General features: G+C 65.9%; 13 protein-coding genes. 9 read left to right on the forward strand and 4 right to left on the reverse strand.

The genetic code is table 11. The annotated features are described in order from the left end of the window. Both VLF18_RS12850 and VLF18_RS12855 read left to right on the forward strand, forming a co-directional pair. A partial coding sequence (locus VLF18_RS12850) for a formylglycine-generating enzyme family protein (RefSeq protein ID WP_325280027.1) occupies nt 1–1,218 on the forward strand: 1,218 nt, incomplete at its 5' end. A 219-nt stretch (nt 1,219–1,437) separates the two neighbouring features. After that, a complete protein-coding gene (locus VLF18_RS12855) occupies nt 1,438–2,229 on the forward strand; it encodes an FHA domain-containing protein (RefSeq protein WP_325280028.1) in 792 nt (263 codons plus the stop codon). Between the two features lie 45 nt (nt 2,230–2,274). On the opposite strand, the gene nadC is transcribed toward VLF18_RS12855, so the two are convergent. From nadC to VLF18_RS12870, 3 genes are all read right to left on the reverse strand, one after another. Then, complete coding sequence (nadC, locus tag VLF18_RS12860; RefSeq protein WP_325280029.1) at nt 2,275–3,123, reverse strand: carboxylating nicotinate-nucleotide diphosphorylase; 849 nt, start codon at nt 3,121–3,123, stop codon at nt 2,275–2,277. 25 nt (nt 3,124–3,148) lie between these two features. Continuing rightward, on the reverse strand, nt 3,149–5,497 hold the full coding sequence (locus VLF18_RS12865; RefSeq protein ID WP_325280030.1) for a DUF1631 domain-containing protein: 2,349 nt from the start codon (nt 5,495–5,497) through the stop codon (nt 3,149–3,151). Between the two features lie 95 nt (nt 5,498–5,592). Then, on the reverse strand, nt 5,593–5,859 hold the full coding sequence (locus VLF18_RS12870) for a Trm112 family protein (RefSeq protein WP_325280031.1): 267 nt from the start codon (nt 5,857–5,859) through the stop codon (nt 5,593–5,595). Nucleotides 5,860–5,923: 64 nt separating this feature from the next. On the opposite strand from VLF18_RS12870, the gene purE reads away from it, so the two are divergent. Then, nucleotides 5,924–6,427 carry a 5-(carboxyamino)imidazole ribonucleotide mutase gene (gene purE, locus VLF18_RS12875; RefSeq protein WP_325280039.1) on the forward strand — a complete coding sequence of 168 codons (504 nt, stop codon included), beginning with the start codon at nt 5,924–5,926 and terminating at the stop codon, nt 6,425–6,427. Continuing rightward, a complete protein-coding gene (locus tag VLF18_RS12880; RefSeq protein ID WP_325280032.1) occupies nt 6,424–7,563 on the forward strand; it encodes a 5-(carboxyamino)imidazole ribonucleotide synthase in 1,140 nt (379 codons plus the stop codon). Before purE ends, VLF18_RS12880 begins: the two co-directional genes overlap by 4 nt. A gap of 108 nt (nt 7,564–7,671) precedes the next feature. Here VLF18_RS12880 and sodB read toward each other — a convergent pair whose 3' ends face one another. Next, complete coding sequence (gene sodB / locus VLF18_RS12885; RefSeq protein WP_325280033.1) at nt 7,672–8,250, reverse strand: superoxide dismutase [Fe]; 579 nt, start codon at nt 8,248–8,250, stop codon at nt 7,672–7,674. A 163-nt stretch (nt 8,251–8,413) separates the two neighbouring features. On the opposite strand from sodB, the gene grxD reads away from it, so the two are divergent. The 5 genes from grxD to VLF18_RS12910 all read left to right on the forward strand — a co-directional run. Continuing rightward, complete coding sequence (gene grxD, locus VLF18_RS12890; RefSeq protein ID WP_325280034.1) at nt 8,414–8,731, forward strand: Grx4 family monothiol glutaredoxin; 318 nt, start codon at nt 8,414–8,416, stop codon at nt 8,729–8,731. Then, nucleotides 8,731–9,489 carry an SDR family NAD(P)-dependent oxidoreductase gene (locus VLF18_RS12895; RefSeq protein WP_325280035.1) on the forward strand — a complete coding sequence of 253 codons (759 nt, stop codon included), beginning with the start codon at nt 8,731–8,733 and terminating at the stop codon, nt 9,487–9,489. Before grxD ends, VLF18_RS12895 begins: the two co-directional genes overlap by 1 nt. Before the next feature lie 37 nt (nt 9,490–9,526). After that, nucleotides 9,527–10,126, forward strand: a complete 600-nt coding sequence (locus VLF18_RS12900) for a YhgN family NAAT transporter (protein WP_325280036.1) — start codon at nt 9,527–9,529, stop codon at nt 10,124–10,126. A gap of 89 nt (nt 10,127–10,215) precedes the next feature. Further along, a complete protein-coding gene (locus VLF18_RS12905; RefSeq protein WP_325280037.1) occupies nt 10,216–11,955 on the forward strand; it encodes a lysophospholipid acyltransferase family protein in 1,740 nt (579 codons plus the stop codon). A gap of 204 nt (nt 11,956–12,159) precedes the next feature. After that, a partial coding sequence (locus VLF18_RS12910; RefSeq protein WP_325280038.1) for a TonB-dependent receptor occupies nt 12,160–13,170 on the forward strand: 1,011 nt, incomplete at its 3' end.

The following is a 13,170-nucleotide window of genomic DNA, read 5'->3' on the forward strand; positions in this document are numbered from 1 at the left end:
GTCGGCGAGCCTGCCATGGCCGGTCCGTCGCCGCTGCTGATGGATGACGGCACGCCGGGCAATCCCGCCGATCTGCCGACCGTCGAGGACCCGGTGCAGAAGCTCGTTCGGCTGGGACGCGGCGACCTGGCTGCGCAGCGCTATTCGTCGCCGCCGAATCAGAATGCCGTCGACCGATTCAAGCTCGCGTTGCGCATCGACGCGCGCGACAAGGGCGCGAAGCAGGGGCTCGTCGATACGGCCAAGGCCTATGTGACCCTCGGCAACAAGGCGCAGTCGCTCAGCGACTGGTCCGGCATGAAGTCGAATTTCGACAAGGCGATCGAGCTCGCGGCGATCGTGCCGGCCGAAGGCAAGGTCGTCGTCGACGAAATCCGCCAGCGGCGCACCAACCTCGTCGGTCCGCTGCTCGAAGACGGCCGCCGGGCTGCCGCCGCCTGGGACAAGAACGCGGCCAAGGCCGCCTACGACAAGGCGCTGCTGATCGATCCGGGCAACGCGGCGGCACAGGAAGGTTTGCGCAAGCTGCCGGCGATCGGCAGCGCGGGCTTCGTGTTCCGCGACCGGCTCGACGACGGCGCACCGGGCCCCGAACTCGTGGTGCTGCCGGGTGCGCGCATCGCGGCGGGCCGCTATGAGCTGACGCGCGGCGAATTCCGCCGCTACTGGGGCGCGGGCGGCGCGGGCGCGTCCAAGGAAGTTTCGTGCCGCGACCGCGAATCGGTGTTCCGCAGTTCGAAGAAGCGCGGCTGGCAGAATCCGGACATCGAGCAGGACGATTCGCATCCGGTGGTCTGCCTGAGCTTTGATCAGGCGCAGGGCTACGTGCGCTGGCTGTCGCAGCGCACCGGGAAGACCTATCGCCTGATGACGTCGGCCGAGTTCGACAGCCTCGCGCGCGAGGCCAAGGCCAGCTGCGGCGAGGCCAATCTCGCCGATCAGGCCTTCAACAAGGCGTTCGATACGCGCGCCGGCGCATCTTGCGACGACGGCTTTGCGGGAACCGCGCCGGTCGGCCGTTTCGGTGCGAGCCGCGCAGGCGTCTACGACATTGACGGAAACGCGCGCGAGTGGACCGCCGAGCGCCGCGCGCGCGGGCGCAGCTGGCTGTCGCCGCCGGACAAGGAAGGTGTCGACGCGAACGAGAGCGTCGGCGCCGATGTCGGGCTCAATAGCCTCGGCCTTCGCGTCGTGCGCGAGATCGACCAGAAGCCCTGATGCACGAATTTCACGCGTTCCGGCGACACTGAGCGACGGGATGCAACGGGGAGCGCAGCAGGGGCGGCGTTCCCTGCGATCTCGGCAAACGCCGCAACCGCGGCGTTTTGCCGAAATGTTGCGTCGCTTGCGCGGTGTCGCAGGCGGCGCCTAAGCTGTCGGCGATAGCGTGCCCCGGGAACGGCGCGCCAAACGACTACGATCAAGGGGCTGGATCGAATGAAGCTGATTTTTCCGAACGGAGAGCACGAACCCGTCAATCTCGGCGAAGGCATAACGGCGATCGGTACGGCGGCCGAGTGTCTCGTCGTTCTCGCGGCGCCGGGTATCGCGCTGCGGCATGCGGAGGTGCATTTGCGCAATGGGCAGGCGCTCGTGCGCGTGCCCGACCCGCGCAACGTCGTCGTGCTGAACGGTCGACAGGTCACTTCCGATACGGCGCTCAAGCCCGGCGACCTGCTGCTGTTCGCGAAAGTCGGCTGCCAGGTGCTCGCTGCTCCGGAAAAACCTGCGCCGGCGCCGGCGAAGCCCGTGTCCAGCGACGACAACGACGGCCGCACGCGCATCCGCCAGGCGCTGCCGAAGTACATGTTGCGCGGCGTGTCCGGCTCGACGTTCGGCAAGACCTATGCGCTCGTCGGCACGATGACGATCGGTAGGCAGCAGGACTGCGACATCAGCCTGCCCGGCGACGAAATCTCGCGCCATCACGCGCGCGTACAGGTTCTGCCCGACGGCGTCATGGTCGAGGACATGGGTTCGGCCAACGGAACCTTCATCAACGACAAGCGCGTCCACAGCGGCGTGCTCAAGCCTGGCGAAGAACTGCGCCTGGACACGGTGCGTTTCCTGCTGATGTCGCCGGGAATGGACACGACCAAGCCGACGCTGGCGCCGCCGCCGGCGGTAGAGCCGCCGAAAAGCGGCCCAGGCGCGGGTGTCTGGATCGCGATTGCGATCGTCGTGCTCGCGATCGCCGCAGGCGCGGCCAAATTCGCCGGCCTGTTCTGACCAGGAGGTACCGGCGCGGGTGCGGCGCGACGAGTTGCGCCGGGCTCAACTCTCCAGCGAAACGCGCATCGACAGGTCGATCGCGCGCACGTGCTTGGTCAGGGCGCCTATCGAGATGAAGTCGACTCCGCTTGCCGCGATCGCGGCAAGGCGCTGCAGGTCGACTCCGCCGGACACTTCGATCTCGGCGCGTCCGGCCACCTCGACGACGGCGCGCGCGAGATCGGCGTCGGAGAACTCGTCGAGCATCACGCGGTCGACGCCGGCCGCGAGCGCCTCGCGCAGCTCGTCGAACGTCTCGACCTCGACTTCGAGCAGCAGCGCCGGGTGGTGCGAGCGCGCCGCGGCGACCGCCGCGGTCAGCGAACCTGCGGCGGCGATATGGTTTTCCTTGATGAGCAGCGCATCGAACAGACCGATGCGATGGTTCGCGCCGCCGCCGCAGCGCACCGCGTATTTCTGCGCGACGCGCAGCCCCGGCAGCGTCTTGCGCGTATCGAGTATCCGCGTGCGCGTGCCGGCGACTACGGCGACATGGGCGGCTGTCGCCGTGGCCGTTCCGGAGAGCGTCTGGATGAAATTCAAGGCGCTGCGCTCCGCCGACACCAGGGCGCGCGCGTTGCCGTGCAGTTCGACGAAAACCTGATCGGCCGTCAGTCGATCGCCGTCGGCCGCATGCCAGACGATCGACATGTCGCGATCGAGTTCGCGGAAACACAGTTCGAACCAGGCCTGTCCGCAGAGGATCGCGGTTTCGCGCGTCAGCACGCGGGCGCGGGCGGTCGCGTCGGCCGGCAGCAGGTCGGCGGTCGCGTCGCCACTGCCGAGGTCTTCGGCGAGCGCGCGACGTACGTCGGCGAGAACCAGCGCCGTCGGCGGCGGATCGAATCGCATGCGGGCTTCCTGGCGAGGCCGGGTTTCAGTTCGGCGCCGCGGCCGCCGCGACTGGCGCCGCCGGTGCCGCCGCCTTCGCCGCGTGCGTGCTCTTGAGCCGTTCTACGATCGCATCGAGCGCACGATCGAACAGCGGCACTTCTTCGAGCACCGTGATGCGCGCCTCGGCCAGATCGCTGGCGAGCTGGACCAGCGTGCGATCCGCGACCTTGAGTCCCTTGCGATTGACGAACAGGTACTTCGAGCTGATTGGGCTGATCCACGACAGCTTCGCGCGTTCCTTGGCGCCGTGTTCGTCGAGGAATTCGATCCAGGTGCCGACCTTGAGTTCGCGCACGGCGGCGATCCAGCGTTCCTCGACCGATTCGAGCGGTGCTGCGGCCGGTTCTTCCTCGTTGATCGCGCTCATGACCGACTCGCCGGCTTCGTGCGTCGAAGCAGGCAGCGGGTCGGTCAGCTCGAACGTGGGCGCCTCGGTCACTGCGGTCGGTGCAGCCGGCTGCAGCAAGGCCTGGTACAGCACGTTGAGCTGCTGCATCAGGCGGCGCACATCGGTTTCATCGAATGCGACCGTTGCGAGGCCGTGGCGCAGTGTCTTTTCGAGCTGCGGCAGCACGGCGGTGAGGCGCTCGCGCTCGGCGGCGTTCTGCTTGGGCTGGACGCTCCAGACGAGTTCATCGGCGAAACGCAGCGCGTGGCGCCATTCGTCCGAACTCTCGCCCTGGCGCAGCAGCACGAGGACGAGATAGTTCGCCCACGGCCGCGACAGCAGGTTGCGGATCATGTCGGGCATCGCGCGGTTCTCGACGCGCTGCATGATTTCGCGTGCCGCCGTGCGTCGCGCTTCGAGCAGTTTCTCGCGGCCGCGCGTCGCTTCGCTGGCACGCTGTTCGGCCAGTTCGGCGCGACGTTTGTTGGTTTCGGCGAACGCCTCGAAATCGACGCGCACGCGGTCGAAGATGCCGAGGTCGTCCTCGAAATCCTTGAGCAGCGACTCGACGATTTCCTTGACCTTGTCGTAGAGGCGGCGATCGCGGTCGGATTCTTCGGACCAGCCCACGCAGGCCTGGGCGAGGCTGTCGAGCAGTACGCGAGCCGGATGCGTGCGCCGTGCGAACAGATGCTTGTCGAGCAGCGCGACCTTCAGAAACGGAATCTGCAGTCGCCCGAGCAGCGCCTGCATCTGCGCGGGCAGGTTGCGGTCCTGCAGGATGTACTCGAACAGCATGCCGACGAGATCGATCGTGTCCTCGTCGGCACCGGAAACGTTCGCGCCGTTTTCGCCGCGGAGCTTGCCGGCCTGGCCCAGCAGTTCTTCCTTGACGCGCAGGGCGACCTGGGCCGACTCGACCGCGCTCTGCTGCATGCTCAGCGACTGGTTCTGCAGGATCGACAACGCCGACAGCAGTTCGGTCGGATTCAACGGCACGACATTCGGGTTGTACGTCGCCGGCACGTAGCCGCTCACGACTGCGCCCGTATCGCCTTCGGTGCCGCGGCGCGTCGCGAGCAGCGCGCGCAGCGAGCTGTACAGATTGGCCTGCAGTTCCGCCGCTGCGGCGTCTACCGGTACGTAGCCGCCGACGGATTCGGTCTGCTCGAGTCCGGGAATGGTGCCGGGCGCCGCTTCGCCGGGACGCTGGGGCGAGGATGCGGGGCTGCCGGGACGACGCGCGACGTTCGCACGGATCTGCGGCAGTACGCCCGCATGCACGAGCAGCGCGTTGAGTTCGTCGTAGAACTGGTCGAGCCCGCCCATGACATAGCGGTCGAACAGCTTGTAGATGATGAGTCGCACGGCGAGCTCGACTTCGAGTTCACCGCTGGCGAGGCGGAACGCCTGACCGACCGCTGCCGGACCTACCGGACTGTTCGTGTCTTCGACGCGCTGGTTGCTGATATGCGACAGGCGCTGGTTGATCGCGAACAGCACGCGCTGCAGACGGTTCTCGGTCTTCGCGACCATGCTCGCCACGGCGAGCGATTCTTCGAGCTCGGTGTTCTCGACCAGGGACAGCGACAGCTCGCCGCCAGGCCCCTCGGTCTTCGCGGCGATGCCGCGGCCGGCCATGAAGTCGACGAACTGGCGCGAAAGCTGTTCCTGGAAGCGCGACTCGATCTGCTGGCGCTTCTTGCGCACTTCGCGCATTCCGTCGAAATACTGCGCCTGGACCGTGTTGTTGTCGGCCTTGCTCGCGAGATCGAACAGCGCGTCGTCGGCATTCTCGAACAGCGTCGTGGCCAACGCCGTCAGGCGCTTGAGCGCGTGTACGCGTACCTGAGCCAGAGCCTCTGCCGGCTTCTCGCCGAGCGTCGCTGCGGCGCTGCGCTGGTTCAGATCGACTACTTTGGGATTGTTGTCGTTGGCGCTCATAGGCCGCATGGGAATACAGACTCGGCGGTTCAGCAAAGTATGGCGAAGATCGGTAATGCGTCACAGCAAGGCTGTGACGCATGTCGCGGTTTTCGCTATGCGGGAAAGGAAGCCAACTGCGTCGTGCCGATGGCCTCGTCGGCGAGCATCACAGGAATATCGTCTTCGATCCGGTAGATGGCCTTCCCGTCTGCCGTAATCAAGCCTGCAGCAAGAGGCGTGCCCACCGTAGCGCCGGCGGTCGTGACGACGGTGCCGGCGAGGATCGCGGAATTGAGGGCTTCGAGCTGCGCTCGGCCGAGCAGGCTCACGGGCGACTTGCTGACGGGGCAGCAGAGAATGTCCAACAAGCGCTTGTCCATGGCGCGCGTCCCTGTGAGGATTTACCCCTACAATACCGTTTTTGCCCAGGGCGGACCAATGAGCATGGCGAGCGGCAGCGAGCCTCTGATAGGCGTGGTGATGGGATCCCGGTCGGACTGGGAAACGATGCAGCACGCCGCCGACACGCTGACGCGTCTGGGAATTCCGCACGAGGTCCGCGTCGTGTCCGCTCACCGCACGCCCGATCTGCTGTTCCAGTATGCCGACGAAGCGCAGGCGCGCGGTTTGCGCGCGATCATCGCCGGCGCCGGCGGTGCCGCGCATCTGCCCGGCATGCTCGCGGCGAAGACCAGCGTTCCCGTGCTCGGCGTGCCGGTGCAGTCGCATGCGCTCAACGGCATGGATTCGCTGTTGTCGATCGTGCAGATGCCGGCTGGTGTTCCGGTCGCGACGTTCGCCATCGGCAAGGCCGGCGCGACGAACACTGCATTGTTCGCAGCGGCATTGCTGCAGGCCACGCATCCGGAAATCGGCCGCGCGCTGGCCGGCTATCGCGCGGCGCAGACGCGTACCGTGCTCGACAACGCCGACCCGCGGCTGTCATGACGACCGTCGGCGTCCTCGGCGGCGGCCAGCTCGCCCGCATGCTCGCGCTGGCCGGCGCCCCGCTCGGCGTGCGTTTTCTCATCGTCGACAGCGTGGCCGATGCGTGCGCGAGCCAGGTCGCGCCGCTGCTGCAGGCGGACTGGCGCGACTTCGCCGCGCTCGAAGCCTTCGCGGCGCGCATCGACGTCGCCACGTTCGACTTCGAGAACGTACCCGCGGAAACCGCACAGCGGCTCACCGAACACACGGCGGTCTATCCGAATCCGCGCGCGCTCGCGCTCGCGCAGGACCGGCTCGCCGAGAAGACGCTGTTTCGCGAGATCGGTCTCGATACGCCGGCTTTTGCCGCCGTCGACAGCAAGTCCGGTCTGGAGCGCGCGCTCGCTGAAATCGGCTATCCGGCGGTTCTGAAGACGCGTCGTCTCGGTTACGACGGAAAAGGCCAGTTCCGGATCAAATCGCCTTCCGACATCGATGCCGCCTGGAACGCCTTGGGCCAGGCGCCGCTGATTCTCGAGGCGTTCGTACCGTTCGAACGCGAGCTTTCCGTCGTTGCAGTGCGTTCGCGCGACGGCGAGTTCCGCAGCTACCCGCTGACGCAGAACTGGCATGCGGACGGAATTCTGTCCATGAGTCTCGCGCCGGCGCCGGATTCGGCGGATCTCGCCGAGCAGGCTACGGCGATCGCACGCCGCATCGCGGAGACGCTCGACTATGTCGGCACGTTCGCGCTCGAGCTGTTCGTGCACGAAGGACGACTGCTGGGCAACGAGATGGCGCCGCGTGTGCACAACTCCGGGCATTGGACGATCGAAGGAGCGCCGTGCAGCCAGTTCGAGAACCATGTGCGCGCCGTGCTCGGGTTGCCCCTGGGCGACACGAACTCGCTGGGCGTGAACGTCATGTTCAACTGGATCGGCGATCTGCCCGAATCGGCGCCGGTGCTCGCCGAACCGCGTGCGCACTGGCACGACTACGGAAAAGAACCCCGCGCCGGGCGCAAGGTCGGTCATGCGACGCTCTGCGCCTTCACGTCCGAGGAAATGCAGGAACGTCTCGCGCGCGTAGCCTGGGCGCTTGGTCGCGAAGCTCAGGCGGAGCCGGTGCTCGCGGCACTGGCGGTTTCCGCGCGCTGAGGGGCGCTGCTTGCATTCGAGCGCCGGATCGGCCGGCGCTGCCCGGACGACGCGAACGAAAAAAGCCGCCAGAAGGCGGCTTTTTCGATTGCAGCTTCGCGTCGGCGGTCAGGCCATTTGCGCGGCGACGAAATCCCAATTGACAAGATTCCAGAATGCCTCGACGTACTTCGCGCGCGCGTTGCGATAGTCGATGTAGTAGGCATGTTCCCAGACGTCGCAGGTCAGCAGCGCCTTGTCGGTGCCCGTCAGCGGCGTGGCCGCGTTGGACGTGCTCACGAGCGCGAGCGAACCGTCGGGACGCTGCACGAGCCACGCCCAGCCTGAACCGAACGTCGTCAGCGCCGTGTTCGTGAACTGCTCCTTGAAGGCCGCGAACGAGCCGAAGGCGGCGTTGATCGCATCGGCGAGCTTGCCCGAAGGTTCGCCGCCGCCGTTGGGCTTGAGGCAATTCCAGTAGAACGTGTGGTTCCAGATCTGAGCCGCATTGTTGAACATGCCGCCGCTCGACTTCCGGATGATCTCCTCGAGCGAAAGGCTCTCGAACTCGGTGCCCTTGATCTGGTTGTTCAGATTGGTCACGTAGGTCTGGTGATGCTTGCCATAGTGGAAATCGATCGTTTCGGCGGAAATGATCGGCGCCAGTGCGTCTTTGGCGTAGGGCAGGGGGGGCAGTTCGATCGCCATGGGCAGTTCCTTGCGGGTGGGCTGGGATTCTCGATTATAGGTAGGTCGATGGCGCCTGTGGGTCGCCGATTCAAGCGTGCGGACGATCCGCCGCGCGGGTTCCGGGCCGCTGCTACAATCGCCGGTCTGGCGCGCCGTGCGCACTTTTCTTCAGGGAACTCCCGTGGACGTACTCGAACGCATCAAGACCACCGTCGAAGGCAGCCCGATCGTGCTGTTCATGAAGGGCACGCCGCAGTTTCCGATGTGCGGTTTTTCCAGCCGCACCGCGCAGGCACTCAAGGCCGTCAATGCCGATTACGTATCGGTCAACGTGCTCGAAGATCCCGAAATCCGCGCGAACCTGCCGCGTTATTCCAACTGGCCGACGTTCCCGCAGCTGTTCATCAACGGTGAACTGATCGGCGGCTGCGACATCACGCTCGAACTCTACGAATCCGGCGAACTCGAGCGCATCGTGCGCGAGACCCGGAAAGCTTGATGGCGACGCTGCCTGCAGGCTGGACGCCTGCCGCGGCCGGACTCGAGGGCCGCACCATTCTGATCGTCGGCGCGACCGGCGGACTCGGGCGCGCCAGCGCGCTGGCGTGCGCCGAGGCCGGCGCGACGGTCGTGCTGCTGGGGCGCAAGGTGCCGGCTCTGGAAAAGCTCTACGACGAAATCGAGGCGCTCTCTGCCCCGACGCCGGCGATCTATCCGCTGAATCTCGAGGGGGCGACGCCGGCCGATTACGAGGAACTCGCCGCGACGATCGAGCGCGAATGCGGCGGTCTCGACGGCATCGTCCATGCTGCGGCTCACTTCGCGGGTCTGCAGCCTCTGGTCCAGTTCAAGCCGGAAGAATGGATGCGCGTGCTGCAGGTCAATCTCAACGGGCCGTTCCTGCTTACACAGGCATTGCTGCCGCTGTTGCAGCGGTCGCCGGACGCCAGCCTCGTCTTCGTCGAGGACGATCCGGCCCGGATCCGCAAGTCATTCTGGGGGGCCTACGGCGTCGCCAAGGCGGCACTCGGCGGCCTCGCCGCGATCCTCCACGACGAAACCGAGAACTCGAGCGTCCGCGTAGCGACACTGCTGCCGCCGCCGATGCGTTCGGCCCTGCGCCGCATGGCGTATTTCGGCGAGAACACGCTGGACCGGCCGGAGCCGTCAGCGTTCGCGGCCGGCGTGGTCTACCTGCTGAGCAGCGACGGTGCCGCCGCACGCGGGCAGACGCTCGACCTGCGCCTTACGCACTGACTGCGGCGAATCGACGGGGGAAAACATGGACAGCCAGATGAGCACGGTGTCTGCGGGCATCCTGCTGTTCCTCATCATGGACCCGCTCGGGAACATTCCGGTGTTCCTGAGCCTGCTCAAGGGCGTGGCGCCCGAGCGTCGACGCCGGGTGCTCCTGCGCGAGCTCCTGATCGCGCTGCTCGTGCTGTTCGCGTTCCTGCTCGGCGGGCAATACATCCTCAAGCTGCTGCAGCTCAAGCAGGAGTCCGTGAGCATCGCCGGCGGCATCATCCTGTTCCTGATCGGCGTCAAAATGGTGTTCCCGCCCAAGGAAGGCGGCATCTTCGGCCACGCCGAGGGCGGCGAACCGTTCATCGTACCGATGGCGATTCCGGGCGTGGCCGGCCCGTCGGCCATGGCGGCGCTGCTGCTGCTGACGAACACCCAGCCCGGCAAGCTGCCGCAATGGGCGCTGGCGCTGTTTGCGGCCTGGTTCGCGACGGCGCTGATACTCTGGTCGGCTACTTATCTTTACCGGCTGCTCGGCGAGAGCGTCCTGACCGCGCTCGAGCGTCTCATGGGCATGATACTGATTGCGTTGTCGGTACAGATGCTGCTCGACGGGATCGCCAAGTACCTGCATGCAGCGCCGGTCTGACGCAGGCAGACAATACCGAATAGAGGCTCGATTCAAACGCCTGTAACATCCGCCGTCGAGCATCGCTCGAACCGTGACGGAGATGGGTCGTGATCAGCGTCGAACGCAGCGTGTACGAGAAATTTCCGCGGCTCGCAGCGGGAGCGGCGCGCCGGTTTTCGCAGCCCGTGGTCAATCTGCTGCGCAAGGTGGTCTGCGAAGAACAGATCAACGCGACACTGGCGGCACTCGAAGGGCATACCGGTTTCGAGTTCATCGAGCACGCCCTGGAACGCTTCGAGCTGAGCTACAGCGTCGCGAATACGGACCGCGAGAACATTCCGGTCGATGGTCCTGTCGTCATCGTCGCGAATCACCCGCTCGGCGCACTCGACGCCCTGAGTCTGCTGCAGCTCGTCGGCAGCGTGCGCCGCGATGTGCGCATTCTTGCCAACGACGTTCTGATGCATCTGACGCCGCTGCGCACTCTGCTGCTTCCTATCAATGTGTTCGGTGGCGACGACAGCGCACCCGGCGGGATGCGCGAGGCCTATCGCGCGCTGGAGGCCGGTCAGGCGCTGATCGTGTTTCCTTCTGGCGAAGTGTCGCGGATGCGTCCCCAGGGCGTGCGCGACGGCCGCTGGTCGCCGGGATTCCTGCGAATGGCGCGCAAGACCGGCGCTCCCGTGCTGCCAGTGCACATCGACGCCCATAATTCGCCGTTGTTCTACGGCGTTTCCATGCTCGCCAAGCCGCTGTCCGCGCTGCTGCTGGCCCGCGAGATGTTCGGAGCGCGCAAGATGCGCATCGGCTTCACGATCGGCCAGTCGATTCCTCCTCAGGCACTTGAGCGCGAAGGGGCGAAGCCCGAGCAACTGGCCAAGGCCATGCGCCGCCATGTCTACCAGCTCGCGAAGCGCCGGCCGAACCAGTTCACGACATCGACCGCGATCGCTCATCCCGAGTCGCCGCTCGCCGTGCGCAAGGCGCTGAAAGAGCGCGCTGAAGTGCTGGGCGCGACGACGGACGGCAAGCGCATCCTTCTGCTCGACGCGCGCCCCGACTGCCCGGTCATGCGCGAAATCGGCCGTCTGCGCGAACTCGCGTTCCGCCGTGTCGGCGAAGGCACGGGCAATCGTCGCGACCTCGACCGCTTCGATGCGCACTACCGGCACATCGTCCTCTGGGACGAGGAGGCGCTCGCTGTCGTCGGCGCCTATCGCCTCGGTGAGGCGCGCACGATCCTGCGCGATCACGGCATGTCCGGGCTCTATTCGGCCTCGCTGTTCGACTACGCTCCGGCGGCCGAGACGTTTTTGCAGGATGCGGTCGAGCTGGGCCGCAGCTTCATTCAGCCGGCCTATTGGGGCTCACGCAGCCTCGACTATCTGTGGCAGGGCATCGGCGCATTCCTGCGCAAGCGGCCCGAAGTGCGCTATCTGTTCGGTCCGGTCAGCCTGTCGGCGAGTTTGCCGCTGCCGATACGCGAACTCATCGTGCACACGCACGGCCGTTTCTTCGCCGATCCGGAAAACCTCGCGGCGGCGAAGAATCCGTTCCGCATCTCGCCGGAAATCGCGCGCGAAGCCGATGCGGCGCTTGCCGACAAGGACGCCAAGGCCGCGCTGTCATTGCTCAAGCAACAGCTTGCGGTCTCCGATCAGGCGATTCCGACGCTGTATCGCCAGTACGTCGATCTCTGCGAGCCCGACGGCGTGCGGTTCCTGGCGTTCGGTGTCGATCCGCAGTTCGGCGGCTGCGTCGACGGACTCATCCGGCTCGACCTTACGCGGCTCAAAGCCGCGAAGCGCGCGCGCTACCTCAGCGAGCCGGACGCGTCAAGCGAATAAGTGGGCTAGGCTTTGCCAATCTGTCATCTGTTGCTGTTAAACTGCCGTTAACGGGGTCGCCGGCGTACGGATTCGCAGGGTCAGGCCTCTGGGGAAATCGAAAATCCAAGGTCATTCGACCGCCGCGCACGCGATGGACCATCGTTGCGCGGCTTCCGTTTGACCAACGACTGTAACAATTGCACGCAACCCAAGGGTGAAACAATGAACAAGCGACTCCGTGTCAGAGTCCTCCCGCTCGTGCTCGCATCGCTGCTGGCGTCGTCGCCGAGCTTTGCGCAGAACACGTCGGCGGGAATGTCGGGCCGCATCACCGACGCCACCGGCAATCCGGTCGCTGGCGCCACGGTGGAAATCGTCCACGTCCCGTCGAACACGACCAAGACGGTCACGACGGATGCCGACGGCCGTTTCGTTGCGCGCGGCCTGCGCGTCGGCGGTCCGTTCGTGGTTGATGCCGAAAAGAGCGGCCTGGCCAAGGCCGAACGTTCGGACGTCTATCTGAAGCTCGCCGAAGACACGACGATCGATCTGACCCTGGGTGCAGACGCCGCGACGCTCGAAGCCGTCGAAGTCACTGCGACGGCGATGTCGTCGACGTTCCTCGCGGACAACAAGGGCCTGTCCACGAACGTCACGAACCAGCAGATCCAGGCGCTACCGTCGATCTCGCGTTCGATCCAGGACTATGTCCGTATCGACCCGCGCATCGTGCAGACCGACAAGGATCGCGGCGAAATCTCCGCCGTCGGCCAGAACTCGCGCTACAACAACATCAAGATCGACGCGGTCTCGACCAACGACGAATTCGGCCTGGAATCGACGGGCCTGCCGTCGCAGACCGGCAGCCAGCCGATCTCGATCGACACGATTGAAGAATTCAACGTTTCCACCGCGAACTACGATGTGACGAATTCGCGCGCCGTCGGCGCGTCGATCAACGCCGTCACGAAGAGCGGTACGAACGAATTCAAGGGCTCGGTCTACTTCACGTACCGCGATCCCGACCTGATCGGCGAGAACGAGCAGGGCGTCGAATTCACCGGCTTCGGCAAGCAGACCAACAAGGGCTTCACGCTCGGCGGTCCGATCCTCAAGGACACGCTGTTCTTCTTCCTGAACTACGAAGAGTTCGAACGCACGGACGTCGCGCCGGACGTCGGCGTCCGCGGCTCGGGCGCAACCAACGAAGCCGGCATCACGCAGGCGCAGATC

This window comes from Tahibacter sp. (assembly GCF_035481375.1).
Lineage (GTDB): Bacteria > Pseudomonadota > Gammaproteobacteria > Xanthomonadales > Rhodanobacteraceae > Tahibacter.